The 18397-nt window shown below is 41.6% G+C and carries 14 protein-coding genes and 1 pseudogene; 14 read left to right on the forward strand and 1 reads right to left on the reverse strand.

The window, feature by feature from the left end; genetic code table 11:
• Nucleotides 1–3 precede the first annotated feature (3 nt).
• The 6 genes and pseudogenes from GSR62_RS04130 (at nt 4) to GSR62_RS04155 (ending at nt 6441) form a co-directional block, all read left to right on the forward strand.
• Entirely contained in the window at nt 4–753 is a 750-nt protein-coding gene (locus GSR62_RS04130) for a Stp1/IreP family PP2C-type Ser/Thr phosphatase (protein WP_010688877.1), read from the forward strand.
• A complete protein-coding gene (gene pknB, locus GSR62_RS04135) occupies nt 750–2444 on the forward strand; it encodes a Stk1 family PASTA domain-containing Ser/Thr kinase (protein WP_035447867.1) in 1695 nt (564 codons plus the stop codon). Before GSR62_RS04130 ends, pknB begins: the two co-directional genes overlap by 4 nt.
• A gap of 21 nt (nt 2445–2465) precedes the next feature.
• Nucleotides 2466–3353 (forward strand): ribosome small subunit-dependent GTPase A, encoded by an 888-nt coding sequence (rsgA, locus tag GSR62_RS04140; protein WP_010688881.1) that lies wholly within the window; start codon nt 2466–2468, stop codon nt 3351–3353.
• Nucleotides 3354–3367: 14 nt separating this feature from the next.
• Nucleotides 3368–4018 carry a ribulose-phosphate 3-epimerase gene (gene rpe, locus GSR62_RS04145; RefSeq protein WP_035447869.1) on the forward strand — a complete coding sequence of 217 codons (651 nt, stop codon included), beginning with the start codon at nt 3368–3370 and terminating at the stop codon, nt 4016–4018.
• 1 nt (nt 4019) lies between these two features.
• The gene (locus GSR62_RS04150; protein ID WP_035447870.1) at nt 4020–4667 is read left to right on the forward strand and encodes a thiamine diphosphokinase; all 648 of its coding nucleotides are present in this window, start codon (nt 4020–4022) and stop codon (nt 4665–4667) included.
• A 132-nt stretch (nt 4668–4799) separates the two neighbouring features.
• A pseudogene (locus tag GSR62_RS04155) lies at nt 4800–6441 on the forward strand (peptide ABC transporter substrate-binding protein).
• Nucleotides 6442–6544: 103 nt separating this feature from the next.
• Here GSR62_RS04155 and rpmB read toward each other — a convergent pair.
• Complete coding sequence (rpmB, locus tag GSR62_RS04160) at nt 6545–6730, reverse strand: 50S ribosomal protein L28 (RefSeq protein ID WP_004047397.1); 186 nt, start codon at nt 6728–6730, stop codon at nt 6545–6547.
• Between the two features lie 380 nt (nt 6731–7110).
• On the opposite strand from rpmB, the gene GSR62_RS04165 reads away from it, so the two are divergent.
• The 8 genes from GSR62_RS04165 to ftsY all read left to right on the forward strand — a co-directional run bounded on the left by GSR62_RS04165 (nt 7111) and on the right by ftsY (nt 18395).
• On the forward strand, nt 7111–7473 hold the full coding sequence (locus GSR62_RS04165; protein WP_004047399.1) for an Asp23/Gls24 family envelope stress response protein: 363 nt from the start codon (nt 7111–7113) through the stop codon (nt 7471–7473).
• Between the two features lie 32 nt (nt 7474–7505).
• The gene (locus GSR62_RS04170) at nt 7506–9197 is read left to right on the forward strand and encodes a DAK2 domain-containing protein (protein ID WP_066023852.1); all 1692 of its coding nucleotides are present in this window, start codon (nt 7506–7508) and stop codon (nt 9195–9197) included.
• Between the two features lie 67 nt (nt 9198–9264).
• Nucleotides 9265–11310 (forward strand): ATP-dependent DNA helicase RecG, encoded by a 2046-nt coding sequence (gene recG / locus GSR62_RS04175; protein ID WP_066023853.1) that lies wholly within the window; start codon nt 9265–9267, stop codon nt 11308–11310.
• Between the two features lie 16 nt (nt 11311–11326).
• Complete coding sequence (gene plsX / locus GSR62_RS04180) at nt 11327–12358, forward strand: phosphate acyltransferase PlsX (protein ID WP_066023854.1); 1032 nt, start codon at nt 11327–11329, stop codon at nt 12356–12358.
• Between the two features lie 48 nt (nt 12359–12406).
• Nucleotides 12407–12649: an acyl carrier protein gene (acpP, locus tag GSR62_RS04185; RefSeq protein ID WP_010688893.1), complete on the forward strand. Its 243-nt coding sequence runs from the start codon at nt 12407–12409 to the stop codon at nt 12647–12649.
• Nucleotides 12650–12729: 80 nt separating this feature from the next.
• A complete protein-coding gene (rnc, locus tag GSR62_RS04190) occupies nt 12730–13425 on the forward strand; it encodes a ribonuclease III (protein WP_010688894.1) in 696 nt (231 codons plus the stop codon).
• Nucleotides 13426–13450: 25 nt separating this feature from the next.
• Nucleotides 13451–16990 (forward strand): chromosome segregation protein SMC, encoded by a 3540-nt coding sequence (gene smc / locus GSR62_RS04195; RefSeq protein ID WP_066023855.1) that lies wholly within the window; start codon nt 13451–13453, stop codon nt 16988–16990.
• Nucleotides 16991–17051: 61 nt separating this feature from the next.
• Nucleotides 17052–18395 carry a signal recognition particle-docking protein FtsY gene (ftsY, locus tag GSR62_RS04200; RefSeq protein WP_035447882.1) on the forward strand — a complete coding sequence of 448 codons (1344 nt, stop codon included), beginning with the start codon at nt 17052–17054 and terminating at the stop codon, nt 18393–18395.
• Nucleotides 18396–18397: the final 2 nt, after the last annotated feature.

Below are 18397 nucleotides of genomic sequence, written 5' to 3' on the forward strand. Positions count from 1 at the left end.
CAGATGAAGATCGCATATACAAGTGATGTTGGTCAAGTCCGCCAAGTCAATGAAGATCGCGTCGCAACTTTTAAAAATAAAGCTGGCTTTAGCTTTGCGATCGTAGCAGATGGCTTAGGCGGACATTTAGGTGGGGAAGTTGCCTCTGAAATGGCAGTTTCTCACCTCGGCTACCTATTTGAACAGACAGAATTAAGTGATGCAACAGCAGCGATAAAATGGCTCGAAGATCAAGTGATCGTTGAAAATAATAGTATTTTGAAACGAGCTGATCAATATCAAGATCTAGCTGGAATGGGAACGACACTTGTATGTGCGATGATCTTTGCCGACCAGATCGCGATCTCAAATATCGGTGATAGTCGAGCGTACTTGTTACATGCCGGTGAATTTGAGCAGATCACAGAGGATCACTCTTATGTCAATGAATTAGTCAAGCGTGGTGAGATCAGCAAGGAAGAAGCTAAACATCATCCGCACAAGAATATTATTACACGGACGTTAGGGGTCTCTAAGCAAGCTAAGATCGATTCATGCATTTTAAAGCTATTGCCGACCGATATGTATTTACTCTGTTCGGATGGCTTGACGAATATGTTAGATGATGAAAAGATCAAGCAGATCTTAGAGTTGCCCGAATTGTCTTTGCAAGCAAAAGCTGAAAAACTAGTTGAGCAAGCTAATTTAGCTGGAGGTTCGGATAATATCACAGTTTTGATAATTTGGTCAGATGAGGAGGACGATGAAAAATGAGAGCCGGTTATGCGATCAATGGTCGCTACCGCATCATCCGCTCTTTAGGCGAAGGTGGCATGGCTAATGTTTACCTAGCTTACGATCTGATCTTAGAACGTGAGGTGGCAGTCAAGCTCTTGCGTCTAGATCTAAGCGACGATAAAGCTGCAATCAGGCGCTTTCAACGTGAAGCCAATTCGCTGATCGAGCTCGATGATCCACATATCGTTGATATTTTCGATGTTGGTGAAGATCATGGTATGCAATATTTGGTAATGGAATATGTTAAAGGGATGGATCTCAAGCGCTACATCGAAAAGCACAAGCCATTAGCCTATGCTACAGTGATCGAGATCATGGAGCAGATCTTGTCAGCCGTAAAAGAAGCGCATAGTCATGGGATCATCCATCGCGATCTAAAGCCCCAAAATATCTTATTAGATGAAGCGGGAAATGTTAAAATAACTGATTTTGGGATCGCGATCGCCTTAGCCGAAGAAACTATGACTAAGACCAATACGCTGATGGGATCAGTTCATTATATCTCACCCGAACAAGCGCGGGGCAGCATGATAACTCAACAATCTGATATTTATTCATTAGGGATCATTTTGTTTGAAATGTTGACAGGGCGCGTTCCATATGATGGTGAAACAGCTGTTTCGATCGCATTGAAACATTATCGCAGTCAAATGCCATCGCCCCGTTCATTTAAGCAAGATATCCCCCAAGCCTTAGAAAATATCGTTTTGCATGCTACTGCTAAAGATTGCGCTGATCGTTATCAAAACGTGGAAGAGATGCAAGCTGATCTAGCAACTTGTTTAGATGAAAAACGAACAGCTGAGCCACGTTGGCGTCCGCGGATACATGTGGAAGAAGAGACTAAGATCTTACCTAATTTTTATGATGAGGTAGCTCGTGAAGATAAAAACTTAACTAAGACGGTACAAATTACACCAGAACCTAAAAAAGCCGTGAAAGTTCGGCCTAAGCGGTTGAAAATTTGGTTGCTAGTGATCTTAGCGTTACTAGTGGTTCTTGGGGCGATTGTTTATACGCTTCCAAGAGATGTATCGGTCCCTAATTTAAAGGGAATGCATAAGAAAGAAGCGGTCCAGTTATTGGAAAGTCAACGCTTGAGTCTAGGTAAAGTGACTTACCAATACGATGACCGCTATGATGTAGGCTGTGTGACCTTTACCTCTCCAAGTAAGGGAACGACAGTCAAACAGCGCACTAAGATCGATCTGATCTTATCTAAGGGGCTACCTAAAAAAGCTTTTGGCGATTATCGTGGTCGTGATTTTAGTGATGTTAGTCGTAAATTGAAAGCTCAAGGGGTCACGGTCAAACAAAAGAAACAGTATTCAGATAGCGTAGCAAGTGGTGAAATAATTGCCCAATCGATCTCACCTAAAAAGAAAGTTGCCTTTGCCAAAACGACGGTAACATTTACAGTCAGTCAAGGCCCTAACTTAGAAGGGATGATCGATCTAACAGGCTATACTTTGAGTGAAGCTAAGGAATATGCAAGTGAATGTGGTTTAGAATTAGTTGTGAAAAAAACATCAAGTTCAAAGAAGAAAGCTATGTTCGTGATCGCCCAAGAGCCAGCAGTAGGGACACCTTTGCACGAAGGTGATGTTTTGGAGATAACTTTGGGTAGTAAGACTGAAAATATTCCCTACAACTATGAAGTAGAATAGAAATGAAAGGTGATAGAGTAATTGACAAAAGGACAGATCAGACAATCTTTAAGTGGCTACTATGATGTGGTCACTACTGATGGTGTAGAGTATCGAACTAGAGCACGAGGAAATTTTCGCAAAAAAAAGCAAACTCCGCTGGTGGGGGATTGGGTAGAGTTTAAAGCGCAAAAAGCCGACGAAGGATATATTTTAGAGATCTATCCGCGAAAAAATCAGTTAGTCAGACCACCAATGGCCAATTTAGACACAGCTCTGGTAGTTACCGCATGTGTCCAACCGGATTTTTCCAGTAATTTACTTGACCGTCAGTTAGCGATGTTAGAGGCGAATGATGTCTCACCAGTTTTGTATTTTTCAAAATATGATCTTCTTACCGAAGAACAAAAAGCCAAGCTTGATCCGATCCTCAACTACTATGCTAAGTTTTATCCGGTCTATCGGGGCAGCTTGCCAGCTCGACCGGAGACGTTAGAGACGATGTTAGCAAATTTACATCATCAAGTCATCGTTGTTATGGGGCAGACTGGTGCGGGCAAGTCCACACTTTTGAATCAGTTAGAGCCCAGTTTAGAGCTAGCAACTGGCGAGATCTCTAAGGCCTTAAGTCGTGGACGGCATACGACACGTAAAGTTTCACTTTTGCCGATCGGAGATAATCTATTAGCTGATACGCCTGGTTTTTCATCCTTTGAATTATTAGAGATCACTAAAGAACAACTTCCAACGCTCTTTCCAGATCTAGTAGCTCATCAAGCTGACTGCAAATTCAGGGGATGTATGCACATCAATGAACCTAAATGTGCAGTCAAGGCAGCAGTCGAGGCGGGAGAGATCATGCCTAGTCGCTATGCTAATTACCAGTTGTTTCATGATATGATCATAAATCAAAAACCTAAATATAGATAACGGAGGAATTTAATATGAAAATTGCACCTTCAATTTTAAGTGCTGATTTTGCAAATTTAAAAGATGATGTTTCTGTAGTAGAAAAGGCAGGCGCTGAATATTTACACATCGATATAATGGATGGCCATTTTGTCGATAATTTAACATTTGGAGCTAATGTAGTAAAGGCTTTGCGCAAGCATTCAGAATTAGTTTTTGATTGTCATATGATGGTCGATGAACCAGAAAAATATATCACTGATCTAAAAAATGCAGGTGCTGATATCGTTGGGGTCCATTTAGAAGCCACACCGCATATCCATCGTGTTTTGAGCCAGATCAAAGCTAGTAGTCTGAAAGCAGAAGTTGTTTTGAATCCAGGGACACCAGTTATGGCGGCAGCAGAAATTTTACCGCTAGTCGATCAAGTTTTGATCATGACAGTCGATCCAGGTTTTGGTGGTCAAGCTTTTATCCCTGAAACAGTTGCTAAGGTAGCTGAATTAGCAGCTTATAAAAAAGAACATGGGCTTGACTTTGAGATCGAAGTTGATGGTGGGATCAATGCTGAAACGATCAAAGAAGTTGCCCAAGCGGGAGCAACAGTTGCAGTTGCTGGTTCATACGTTTTTAACGCAAAAGATCCAGCAATGCAGATCGCAACGTTAAAAGAAGCTGCTAGATAGGATGCAAGTAAATTTATTAGTCGGAGGTCCAGTGGATCATCTGCCACCAGGGCTTTTGCAAGCTAAGAAAAATGAACGCTGGGTCGGAGCTGATATGGGAGCAGTCCGCTTATGTCAAGCAAAAATCAAGCCCTTATTAGCTGTTGGCGATTTTGATTCTGCAACTGCAGAACAAGTCAAGTTAGTCACAGAAGCCAGTCAAGCTATCTGTAGTTTACCGGCAAAAAAAGACTATACCGATACTGAAGTAGCATTGTTAGAGATCGAGCGCCGGTATCATCCGGAACAGATCGTGGTCTACGGGGCCACTGGGGGACGAAGTGATCATTTTTTGGCTAATTTATTTAGCGTTTTACGTTTAGATTTTCCGACATTTGTGCCTAAAGTTTGCTTCAAAGACTGTCAAAATGAAATTCGATTTTATTTACCTGGAAGTTATACATTAACTAAGTTAGAAGAAATGAGTTATCTCTCATTTATTTCCTTAACACCGGTAACTAAACTAACGCTCCCTGATGAAAAATATCAATTATTTGAGCAAGATCTTTCACTGCCAACTGCATATGTCAGCAATGAATTTGTTGGCGAAAGTGCTAGTTTTAGCTTTGATAGTGGCGTGTTGTGTGTTATTCAAAGTAAAGATAGTTAAAGAAATAATGGTCGTCAATTATTTGGCGATCATATTTTTTTGCAAAAAAATATTGCTTTTTGATTTGTTTTAGATTGAAATTAACGAAACATTAATTAATGTTAAATGATATATAGCATGAGGGGGAGTATTATGAAATTTAAACGATTGGTGACTTGGGGCACTTGCTTTAGCAGCCACAGGCTTATTAGTGACAGCTTGTTCAAACAAGCAAAAGGCAAATTCTACAGGGCAGGTAGCTTCAAAACAAGTCTTGAATTGGAGTTATCTAGCTGAACTGTCAACGCTTGATCCATCGAAGGTCTCGGATGCCTATAGTGGTGATATCATCAATAACTCGATGGAAGGGCTATATCGCTTAGGAAAAAATAGCAAGATCGAACCAGGATTAGCGACACAAACAGAAGTCTCAGATGATAATTTGACATATACTTTTAAGTTAAGAAAAGATGGTAAATGGTCTAATGGAGATAAGGTGACCGCGCATGATTTTGTTTATGGTTGGCGCCGAACTGTTGATCAAAAAACGGCCTCACCATACGCTTATCTCTATAGTGGAGTCAAAAATGCTGATGCGATCGTTAAAGGTGAAGCTAAACCTGAAACTTTAGGGATCACAGCTAAAGATGATCATACCTTAGTGGTAACTTTGGAGAAGCCGATCCCATATTTCCAACTATTATTAGGCTTTGAACCATTCTTACCTCAAAATCAAAAAGCAGTCGAAAAATTTGGTGATGAGTATGGAACTTCGGCTAAAACCATGGTCTATAATGGACCATTCGTAGTTGAAGGTTGGACAGGTTCTAACTTGAATTGGAAACTTAACAAAAATCCAAATTATTGGGACAAAAAGAAAGTCAAACTCGAAACGATCAACTTTAAGGTCAATAAGAGCACAACGACATCGTATAATCTCTATCAAAGTAAGCAACTCGACTACACGACTTTGAGCAATGAACAGGCTAAGCAATTGGCAAAAGATCCAGCATATAGTGCCTTAAAACAAGCCCGGACTACCTACCTAGACTTTAACCAGACAAAGGAAAGTTTTAAGAATTTAAAGATTCGGCAAGTACTATCCTATGCTGTCGATCGCCAAGAATTAGCTAAAAATATCGTTGGCGGTGGTTCGCAACCAAGTCTAGGGATCGTTTCTCAAGGTCTAGCTGAGTACAAAGGCCAAGACTTTGCTCAGGCAGCGAAAACGACAGCTGGTGTCAGCTATGACAAGAAAAAAGCCAAGGAATTATTGAAGGAAGGTTTGGCTGAATTGGGCCAAGATAAATTATCATTTACTTTAATGAGTAGTGATGATGATATTTCAAAGAAAGTGGCTGAATTTATCCAAAGTCAGCTGGAAGAAAATCTATCTGATGTTAAAGTTTCAGTCCAAAATGTGCCATTGAAAACACGGATCGCCCGTGGTGAAAAAGGTGACTTTGATGTTCAGTTAAGTGGTTGGTCAGCCGATTTTGCTGATCCGATCAGTTTCCTAGATCTCTTTACAAAGGATAATTCTTATAACTTTGGTAAATAGGAAAATGCAGAATACGACCGCTTGATCGAAGCTTCCAAAACGACTGATGCGAGTGATAAAGCGAAGCGTTGGGATGATCTAGTTCAAGCGTCTAAAGTCTTAAGTGAACAACAAGGTGTGGCGCCGCTTTATCAAACTAATGTACCGCAGTTGATAAATGTGACTGTTAAAGGTTTGATCCAAAATTCGGCAGGTGCTACTAATAATTGGAAAGAAGTTTATATCATTGAGTAGATAAAAACTCCCCGTAAATAGCCTAGTGCTACCTACGGGGAGTTTTTATGTGTTTTTAAGGTAAAATAAAAAGCCCTCAAGTTGGGGCCTGTAAACGCCTCGATTAGACGCGTGTAACTTTACCGGATTTCAAAGCACGAGCTGAAACCCATACCTTCTTAGGCTTGCCGTCAACCAAGATGCGTACCTTTTGCAAGTTTGGCTTCCAGCTACGGTTTGTTTGGTTCAAAGCATGGGAACGCTTCTTACCAAAAGTTGTCTTACGACCAGTTACAAAATCTTTAGCCATGATTATATCCTCCCTTATCTCGAATTAAGGAGCAAGGGGTCTTGCTCATTCACTAAATAAAATTATCATAGATAGCGCGCGATTGCAATAGTTTTCTATAAAGTAATTTTGCTTGACAGCTATAAATGCCTAAAATATAGGCTTTTCCAAAAGTTAAATTTTTATCTAAACCAATATTAGTGGCCTAATAGGGGAGAATGCTAGTATTTAAAGGGTAAAAAAGATAAAATGAACAACTGTTTTTGGGCAATTGCGATAAACATGGTATAATGAAAGGACAAGTATTGATCGAGCAGTGAAAAACTGAACATCGATTTGATATTTCTTTTCCATTTTTTGGGAAAAGGGAATTGTCTTATTAGTTAAGGAGGCTGTATAAAATGGCTGTTAAAATTCAAAATCAATTTGGAAATATCGATATCAGCAATGAAGTGATCGCAACTGTTGTTGGTGGAGCCGCAACTGAAATTTTCGGGATCGTTGGTATGGCCAGCAAAAACCAGATTCGAGACAATTTGAATGAAATTTTAAAGCGTGACAATTACTCTAAAGGTGTTGTGATTCGTCAAGAAGATGAAGGCATCGCTGTGGATGTATATATTATTGTCGGTTATGGTACAAAGATCTCAGAAGTTTGCCGCAATGTACAAGATAAAGTTAAGTACAATTTAGATTCAATGTTAGGCATTACCGCTGAATCTGTGAATGTTATCGTTCAAGGCGTACGTGTCATCAACGATTAGTACCGCGAAATAACCAAGGAGGAGTTAGTAACTTGAAAGTGGAGAATATTACTGAAACAGAATTTCGTAAAATGATTCTGGTCAGTTCGAAAAGATTGACTAATAATGCAGAATTTATCAATTCATTGAATGTGTTTCCGGTGCCCGATGGGGATACAGGGACAAATATGAGTCTTTCCTTTGCGAGCGGTGAAAAATATGTTGCCGAGTCAACTTCAAGTAATGTTGGGGAATTAGCTAATGCTTTAGCTAAAGGTCTGTTGATGGGGGCACGTGGTAACTCGGGTGTTATTTTATCCCAAGTTTTCCGTGGCTTTTCAAAAAGTGTTACCCAAAAAGAAACTTTGAGTGCGGCTGATCTGGCTGTAGCCCTTCAAGGTGGGGTCGAAACAGCTTATAAAGCAGTTATGAAACCGCAAGAAGGTACGATCTTGACGGTAGCACGGAAGGCAGCTGAAGCAGCTAAAAAAACGGCTGCCCAAACAGCTGATGTCGTTGAAGTTATGAAAGCAACTTATGAAGCTGCGGAGGCTGCGTTACAAACGACCCCAGACCTTTTACCCGTTTTAAAAGAAGTTGGCGTTGTTGATTCTGGTGGTCAAGGACTAACTTTTGTCTATCAAGGATTTTATGATGCTTTAGCTGGCAATGAACGCCGAGAAGATGAAGTTCATACACCAAGCCCGATCGAAATGGATGAAATGGTCAATGCAGAACACCATAAGAGTGCCCAAAGTCAATTGCATACTGAAGATATTGAATTTGGTTACTGTACTGAGATCATGGTCCGTTTAGGGGCAGGACGCTTAGTCGACAAGGAATTTAACTACGATGAATTCCGGGAACATCTATCTAAGATCGGGGATTCATTACTCGTTATTGCCGACGATGAAGTGGTTAAAGTTCACGTCCACACAGAGCATCCAGGTAAGGTATTATCATATGGTCAAGAATTTGGTTCTTTGATCAAAGTCAAAGTCGATAACATGCGTTTGCAACATGAAACGATCTTGGAAAAAGATGATGAAATGCCAGCACCTAATATTCCGGCTACCCCAGAAGTTCAAAAAGAATATGGTGTGATCGCGATCGCTTCAGGTGAAGGGATCGCTAATATCTTCAAAAACTTGGGCGTAACGCATATCATCAATGGTGGTCAAACGATGAATCCAAGTACGAAAGATATCGTTGAAGCGATCGAGCAGACCAATGCTAAGAAAGTGATCATCTTACCAAACAATAAGAATATCTTCTTAGCAGCTCAACAAGCAGCTGAAGTAGCTGATGCTCAAGTTGCCGTAGTTTTGAGTAAGACGATCGCCCAAGGTATGAGCGCAATGCTTGGCTTTAATGATGCAGCTTCGATCGAAGAAAATACCGAAGCGATGACTGAAGAAATGGATGCAGTTCTTTCAGGGCAAGTTACGGTCGCGGTACGTGATACAACGATCGAGGGTCGCCCGATCAAGAAAGATGATTATATGGGGATCGTTGATGGTAAGATCGTAGTCACCCAACCAACTTGTGAACAAGCAGCGATCGAGATGGCTAAGGTGATGTTAGATGAAGATAGTGAGATCGTAACGATCATCTATGGTCAAGATGGTTCAGAAGAACAAGCAAACGAAATTGCAGCTCAGCTTGAAGAATTAGATCCTGAGATCGAAATTGAGATCCATGAAGGTGACCAACCAGTTTATCCATACTTGATCTCAGTCGAATAATGCGCGATAAATTCTAACTTCTAGCGAGCATAGAAGTTAGAATTTATTTGTTTGAGGGGGATTATTTATGGCACGAGCCTTGACGGACTCACCTGCAGTGTTGAAAGGCGTGGGTCCTAAAAAATTACAGGCGTTGAACAAATTAGGGATAAATACGATCGAAGACCTGTTGACCTATTACCCATTTCGCTATGAGGATCTGACGGTCAAACAACTAAGCGACGTAGCTGATGGCGAAAAAGTAGTCTTAAAGGGTGTCATCGCTGCACCACCAGTCGTTTCTAATTTTGGCCGGGCTAAAATGCGGTTGAATTTTGGCTTATTGGTCGAAAATGATCTAGTTAAAGTGACCTTTTTTAATCAAGGTTATTTAGCTAAACAATTGAGTACGGGGCAAGAGGTCGCGATCTATGGTAAATATGATCAACGCCGCCAGAGTTTGACTGGGATGAAAGTGATGTATCAGGCTAAAGATGAAGATCTAGCTGGTGTTTACCGGGCTTCAAAGGAGATCACGGCTAAAACGATCAAAGATCTTGTTTCACTAGCCTATGCTGACTACCATGATCTGATATTTGATATCGTCCCCGATAGTTTGCGCCAAAAATTTCGCTTAGAGACACGTGCGCAGATGATCCATGATATGCATTTTCCAGTGACTTTGGCTCAAGGAAAAGCAGCCCGGCGTTCAGCGATCTTTGAAGAGTTTTTTAAATTCCAATTGCGGATCCAACTGCTTAAGCAAAAACACCGTAAGGAAAACGGGATCGTTATCAAATACGACAATGATAAATTGCGTCAATTCATCAAACAGTTACCGTTTGAACTGACAGCGGCCCAAAAACGGGTCGTTAACGAGATCTGTCGGGATCTACACCGGCCGGAACACATGAATCGTCTCTTACAGGGGGATGTGGGTTCAGGAAAAACGGTCGTGGCGGCTTTAGCCATGTATGCTGCTGTTACAGCGGGGTATCAAACGGTCTTGATGGCACCGACTGAGATCTTAGCGCAACAACATGCCCAAAAGTTAGCCCAATTGTTTGAAGGTATACCAGAGGTCAACGTAGCCTTATTGACCAGTAGTGTGACTCGCAATCAAAAGGCTAAGCAGACTTTACTGGATAATTTAGCCAGTGGGGAGATAAACCTATTAGTCGGGACACATGCAGTGATCCAGGACAATGTCAATTTTAAAAAGCTAGGCTTAGTCGTTACTGATGAACAGCATCGCTTTGGTGTTGGTCAGCGTCAAGCTCTACGCCAAAAGGGAGATTCTCCTGATGCCTTAGCGATGACCGCGACTCCGATCCCACGGACATTAGCGATCACGACTTATGGTGAGATGGATGTTTCGATAATTGATGAACTACCTAAAGGCCGGCAAACCATTAAAACAAACTGGTTACGCCAAAAGCAATTTACGCAAGCACTTGACTTTATGGAACAACAGTTGCAAAATGGTTCACAAGCTTATGTGATCTCACCATTGATCGCTGAGTCAGAAATGCTAGATCTTCAAAATGCTACAGAGATCTATGAAAAGTTAAAGGCTCACTATGCAGGACGCTATGAGTTAGGATTGTTACATGGTCAGCTGACGTCCGAACAAAAAGATGAAGTAATGGATCGCTTTAAAGCAGGTGAGCTAGACGTTTTAGTCTCGACTACAGTGATCGAAGTTGGGGTCGATGTTCCTAATGCAACAGTCATGGTGATCTTAGATGCTGACTGCTTTGGTTTAGCGCAGTTGCATCAATTGCGTGGTCGTGTCGGACGGGGCAATAAACAATCATATTGTTTGTTAGTAGCTGATCCTAAGAGTGAGTATGGGATCGAAAGAATGAAAACAATGGTCGAAACGACAGATGGCTTTGTGATCGCCCAAAAAGATCTAGAATTACGCGGCCCAGGGGATGTTTTAGGTAAGAAACAATCGGGGCTACCGGATTTTAAGATCGGTGATCCAGTGAGTGATTTCAATATTTTACAAGTAGCACAATTAGAAGTGGCTAAACTTTTAGCCGACGAAAAATTCTGTTATCGTCAGGAAAATACTGGCTTGATGCGCTATTTGAATCAAGAGCTTACTTATTTTACCAGTTTTGACTAAAGAGAGGATGTATGAAATGAAAATTGCGATCGATGCAATGGGGGGCGACAATGCACCCGAAAGTGTTGTTAAGGGTGCGCTCAAAGCACGTGATGAGTTCAGCGACCTAGAACTTGTTTTGTATGGTGATAAGACCGCGATCGAGAAATATATAACTGATCAAACGCGGATCACGATCGTTAACACAACTGAAGTGATCGGGATGAATGATGAACCGGTCCGGGCGATCCGGCGTAAGAAAGATTCGTCTTTGGTCGTGGCAGCTAATGCAGTCAAGGCTAAAGAAGCCGATGCGCTGTTTTCTTGTGGGAACACAGGGGCTCTTTTGACAGCGGGACTTTTACTGGTCGGACGGATCAAGGAGATCACGCGTCCGGGCTTACTATCGACTTTACCTGTTGTTTCAGGACAGGATGGAGCATTCAACTTACTTGATAGTGGGGCTAATGCCGATAGTAAACCAGAGCACCTTTATCAATATGCCCTTTTAGGTACGTATTACGCTAGCAACGTTCGCGGGATCAAAGAACCACGGATCGGACTATTGAACAATGGGACTGAACCGCATAAGGGAAGTAAAGTGACACAAGAAGCTTACCAACTTTTAGCAGCTGATGAAAATTTGAATTTTATCGGAAATGTTGAGTCTAAAGATCTGATGAAAGGTGTCTGTGATGTAGTCGTTGCGGATGGCTTTACAGGGAATGCAGTCTTAAAAGCGATCGAAGGGACGGCTCTAGCTGTAATGAGTTTGTTGAAAGACACGATCGCCAATGCTGGTGCTAAAGGCAAATTAGGTGCACTATTACTAAAAGACGATCTAAAGAGCATTAAGGGTCGCATGGACCAAGCTCAATATGGTGGTGCGGTCTTACTTGGGGTCAAAGCACCGGTCGTTAAAGCGCACGGGTCAAGTGATGATCTGACGGTGTATTACACATTAAAACAGATCAGGACCATGATCAATGAAGAAATGGTGCCTAATTTTACAAAATACTGGCAAGCCCAACAAGCGAAAGAAGCTTTAGATAGCAAAGACGCTGAGTAATATGATATACTTGTTTGCGAAAAACTAGGATAGGTGAGGTTGATATCCATGACAGAAAACGAAATTCTTACAAAGATCACAACAATTATTGAGGATCACTTCGATGTCTCCACTGATAAGGTGACAGAACAAACAAACTTTAAGACTGATCTTGATGCCGATTCGATCGATCTGGTAGAATTTGTTTTGGAATTAGAAGATACTTTTGGTGCTGAAATTTCTGACGAAGATGCCGAACAAATCGTGACAGTTAAAGATGCTGTAGATTATATCGCTTCACATCAAGGATAGAATTATCTTAGACCAGCTGTAACAAAGCTGGTCTTTTTTGCTATAATGGATAATGCATTAATAAAGTGAGGAGAATCATTTTGATAATTGGACTAACACAAATGCTAAAGGATGATTTTGGCATTGATTTTAAAAATACAGCTTTACTTGACGAAGCTTTTACCCATGCTTCTTATGTAAACGAACATCCACGTGAAAAACTAAAATATTATGAACGGATCGAATTTCTAGGCGACGCTGTGATGCAACTTTGCGTCTCAGAATACCTATTTAAACGCTATCCTACTTTACCAGAAGGAAAACTCTCACGCTTGCGTGCGGCGATGGTCTGTGAAGACAGTTTCAGCAAATTTGCTAAGGAATGCCATTTTGATGAATATATCCGCTTAGGCAAAGGTGAAGAAAAAGCCAATGCACGTAATCGGGCGTCGTTACTTTGCGATATTTTTGAAGCTTTTATCGGGGCATTATACCTTGATCAAGGTAAAGGCGTCGTAGTCAGCTTTATCAGTCGGGTCGTCTTTCCTAAGCTTGATCTGGGCTGGTTTGATCACTATTTAGATCATAAAACTGAACTTCAAGAATTATTGCAACAACATGGGGATTGCAAGATCACTTATGTAAAAGTTGCTGAAAATGGTCCGGATAATGAAAAAGAATACACCATGGCGGTTTATGCTGATGGACAAAAGATCGGTGAAGGAAAAGGAATGTCAAAGAAAGCTGCCGAACAACAAGCGGCTTTCCAAGCATTAAAAGCACTCCAAAAAAATTAGTTTATTTGAAGGGAAGAAATTCAGCATGAAGTTAAAGTCGTTGACTCTAAACGGATTTAAATCCTTTGCTGACAAGACCAAGATCGAATTTCAAGGTGGTATGACTGGGATCGTTGGGCCCAATGGGAGTGGTAAAAGTAACATCATCGAAGCTTTACGTTGGGCTTTAGGGGAGCAATCCGCTAAGAGCTTACGCGGGGGAAAAATGCCAGATGTTATTTTTGCTGGTTCTCAAACAAGGGCTCCGCTAAATCATGCCGAAGTTGAATTAGAATTTGATAACTCAGACCATTTTTTAGATCTAAATGCCGATCAAGTTGTGATCTCGCGTAAGATCTACCGAAATGGCGACAGTGATTTTTTGATCAATAATGCTAAAGTCCGTTTGCGTGACATTGTAGAATTGTTCATGGATACTGGCTTGGGTCGGGAATCATTTTCGATCATCTCACAGGGGAAAGTTGAAGCGATCTTTAACAGTAAACCCCAAGATCGGCGTGTCTTGATCGAAGAAGTCGCCGGTGTGGTCAAGTACAAAAAAGAAAAGCAAAAAGCGCAACAAGAGCTAGCTGAAACTACAGATCACCTAGATCGGGTAGCAGATATTATTACTGAATTACGGCAACAAAGAGAACCACTAAAAGAACAAGCAAGTATTGCTAAGGACTATGTGGATCAAAAAGAAGAGTTTGATCATTATGAAAAAAGTCGGCTAGTCTTAGAGATCGAGCAACGTGCCAAAACTAAAGCACAGATCGAAACAAAACTTTCTGAGATCGAAAAATTGCTAGCGACTCACACGAAGCACGCTGAGCTCCAAGAGCAAAAATCGCAACAATTAGCCGATAAGCAAGCAAAATTAGAAGCAAAATTAGATGAAGATCAAAGAGAATTCAACCTTTTGACGGGACAACGTGAGAAGCTGATCGGACGTCAAGATATCTCAAAGCATGATGATGATCTCTTTAAAGAACGCCTCGCTGAGTTCAATGAAAATATCAAGCGCGATGAAAGTTTGGTTGCGCAATTACAAGCACAAGTTGATGATCTGACAACACAGCAAGCCAAAGCAGCTTCCTTACAAGATAAGTATACTAAGCAGATCCAGGATATCCAGGCGGCATTAGTCGATGATCCTGAGACTTTGGCTGATCAGATCGAAAAGCTACGGCAAGACCTGATCGATCTGATGCAGGCACAAGTTTCGGCTAAAAATGAATTAGCCTACTTAGAACAGGAAAACAAACGCAATTCAGATCAAAAGCAAGCTGACAAAAAGCGGATCACAAGTGCTAAAGAACAGTTGGCCACGCTCAAAGAAAAACAGGCAAAGGCAAGTAAACAAGCGGCTGAAGCTAAAGCGGCTCATGCTAAACTTCAAGCAACAGTGAACGAACTTCAAACGCAACAAACGACCGCTCAGCGTTTGCGCGAAGACCAACAAAGACGCTGGCTCAAGGCAAGTGAGATCTTGCAAAAGGCGCGTGCGCAGCATGAATCACTGCAAAATATTGCAGCTAATTATGCCGGCTATTATCACGGGGTCAAAGCGATCTTACAAGCAGATCTGACTGGTGTAGTAGGTTCGGTAGCTCAACGGCTTAAGGTCCCAGCTAAAGTAGCTAAAGCAATCGATGTGGCATTAGGTGCACAATTACAAAATGTGATCGTGACCGATGATAAAAGTGCAAAAGCGGCGATCAATTATCTGACGAAGCAAAAAGCTGGGCGGGCGACATTCTTGCCCCGTACGACTGTCAAACCACGCTTTTTAGCCCAAGGTCACTTACAGACGGTCAAGCAACAAGCAGGTGTTGTCGGGCTGGCCAAAGATCTGGTCCAGTACGATCCTTTGGATAAACCTGTTGTCGAACATTTATTAGGAGCGATCGTGATCGCCCAAGACCTAGATGTAGCTACTAAGCTTGCTGTAAAGCTCAATTATAGTGTCAAGATCGTAACTTTAGCGGGTGAAGTTATCAATGCTGGCGGCTCGATGACTGGGGGACAAGATAGAAAGCAACGAACTGGTCTGTTAGAACAACAGCAACAAGTTGAAAAACTGGCAGCTGATATTACTGTGATGGAACAAAAACTATCGCAGATCGAATTTGAAGGTGGCCAGACTAAAGAAAAAGTTGAACAACTAGTCCAAGAGCTAGAAGAAATGAAGCCAAGTGAACAACAGGCATTAGAAGAACAACAACAAGCACTCAAGGCTTTGGAACGCTGTGAGCTTGAAGTCGAACATCAAGCTAAGCAAGTTGAACAGTTAGAAGTAATAGCTAGCATGAGTGAGGCTGATCAAAGTCAGTATGAAAGTAAACGTCAAGCTTTGGTCGAGAAACAGGCAACGTTGGCAAAAGATATTGAAGCCAAGCAAAATGAGATAAAATTGCGAGTCGCTTTACAAAAAGATACCAGTGCGACACAAGCAAAACAGCAAGAGACTTTAAATGAACTCAAGCAAAAAGAAGCGATCGCCAAAGAAAGAGCGCAGTTGCTACAAGTTCAAGTCAAAGAAAGCCAAGTGCAATTAGACCAAACACATGCCCGGATCACTAAAGCACAAGCTAAGATCACTGAGATCAAAGAAAATCAAAAACAAAATCAGGTGCGCGACACCGATATCGAAGCTAAACGCCAAGATGTCGAACAGCGTTATGAAGAGCTTGAGCAAGCGATCGCAGATCAAAAACAAAAACGTCAAGATCTAGCGGTACGCCTTAAAAATGCCCAACAAGAATTGAAACGGGCAAATGAATTGCGTCAGGCTAGCCTGGATGAAAAGAGCGAGATCAAGGCACAACTGGGGAGTTGCAAAGCAGATCTAGCACGTGATCTAGATGAATTAGCTCAAAACTATGGCTTGAGTTATGAAATGGCTAAACAAGAAAACCAAGCAACAGATCTAGAATTTGTCAAAAATAAAGTCCATCTTTTGAAATTAGGGATCGAAGAGCTAGGTGAAGTCAATTTAGGGGCGATCAGTGAATTTGAACGGATCAATACGCGTTATGAATTCTTGACGCAACAACAAGCCGATCTGTTAGAGGCAAAAGCGCAATTAGTCCAAAGTATGGATGAAATGGATACTGAAGCCAAAAGTCGTTTTAAACAAGCTTTTGATGAAGTTGCAGCTGCCTTTTCTGAGATCTTTCCGCAGGTCTTTGAAGGAGGAAAGGCGCTACTTAGTTTGACTGATCCAGCCGATCTCTTGACCACTGGTGTCGAGATCATGGCTCAGCCACCAGGTAAGAAATTCCAGCATTTAAATCTACTTTCAGGTGGGGAACGGGCTTTGACTGCGATCGTATTATTGTTTGCGATCTTAAAGGTCCGCCCAGTACCTTTTGTAGTTTTGGATGAGGCTGAAGCTGCTTTGGATGATGCTAATGTTATCCGTTATTCACGCTATCTCCAACGGTTCAATGCCCAGACGCAATTTATCGTGATCACCCACCGTAAAGGGACGATGATGAACGCCGATGTCTTATATGGGGTCACGATGCAAGAATCTGGGGTCTCAAAGATGGTCTCGGTATCGTTGGATGAATTAGCATAGTGTTTTGGAAAATACAAATGAATTTGATAAAATAAAACAAAATAAGAAATGAGGGATGGGCATGGGCCTTTTTGATCGATTAAGACGAGCCTTTTCGGGTGAACCTGAAGAAGAGCCAAAAAAAGAAGACGAAATTGTTTCGACCTCAGAAGAAGAAAGCTCAGAACCTGAGGAAACTGCGACTGATGAAACGACAACTGTTACACCAGAAGAAGATCAGTCTGAAGTAACAGAAGCAAAAACTGATGAAGCAAAAGCGACTGAACCAGTCGATAAGGAAACTGAAGTGACTGAAGAAGTGGTCGAAACACCAGAAGAAGTAGAAGTCACAAAAGAAATTGAAGTAACATCAGAAAATGAAGAAGAAGTCGAAGAAGAGCTATTAGAACAACAAAGTGCTGAGTTAGAAGAAACTAAAGTGGCACCTAAGGAACCTGAAACAGAGACGACACCTTCTGAAACCGTGCGTTATGACAAAGGTTTGGCTAAGTCGCGTAAGGGATTTGGTGCTAAATTAAATGCTTTATTGGCTAATTTTAGACGAGTAGATGAGGATTTCTTTGAAGAACTCGAAGAAACTTTGATCGAAGCTGACGTTGGCTTTGAGACGGCGATGAAGATCAGTGATGAATTGCAAGATGAAGTAAAATTGCGTAATGCTAAAAGTCGCTCCGATGTCTCTGATGCGATCATCGAGCGTTTAGTCGACATCTATGAAAGTGAAGGCGTTGATGAAGACAATAGTTTACATTTTGCTAAGGACCCAGATGAACCGACCGTGTTCTTATTTGTTGGGGTCAATGGTGTAGGTAAAACGACAACGATCGGTAAATTAGCTCACCGTTACCAACAAGCTGGTAAAAAAGTGTTGTTAGCCGCGGGTGATACTTTCCGAGCAGGTGCGATCGAGCAGCTAGCTGAATGGGGCCGACGTGTTGGAGTCGATGTAGTTACTAAGCCAGAAAAAAGCGATCCAGCAGCTGTTGTTTACGATGCTGTGATCAAGGCTAAAAAAGAAAACTATGATATCTTATTGGTCGATACAGCTGGACGTTTGCAAAATAAAGTCAACTTGATGAACGAGTTGGATAAGATCAAGCGTGTCATTACGCGTGAATTGCCCGAAGCACCGCAAGAAGTATTATTGGCTTTAGATGCTACAACAGGTCAAAATGCCTTGACGCAAGCTAAACAATTTAAAGAAGTTACCGACGTTACCGGGATCGTCTTGACTAAGTTAGATGGGACTGCACGTGGGGGGATCGTGTTAGCGATCAGAAATGAACTTCATTTACCAGTGAAATTAGTTGGTCTAGGCGAAAAAATGGACGATCTCCGCGACTTTTCACCTGAAGAATTTGTCTATGGCTTATTCAAAGGCCTAGTTACACCTAAGAAAGATTAAGG

The sequence above is a fragment of the Ligilactobacillus animalis genome, assembly GCF_009933595.1.
Classification (GTDB): domain Bacteria; phylum Bacillota; class Bacilli; order Lactobacillales; family Lactobacillaceae; genus Ligilactobacillus; species Ligilactobacillus animalis.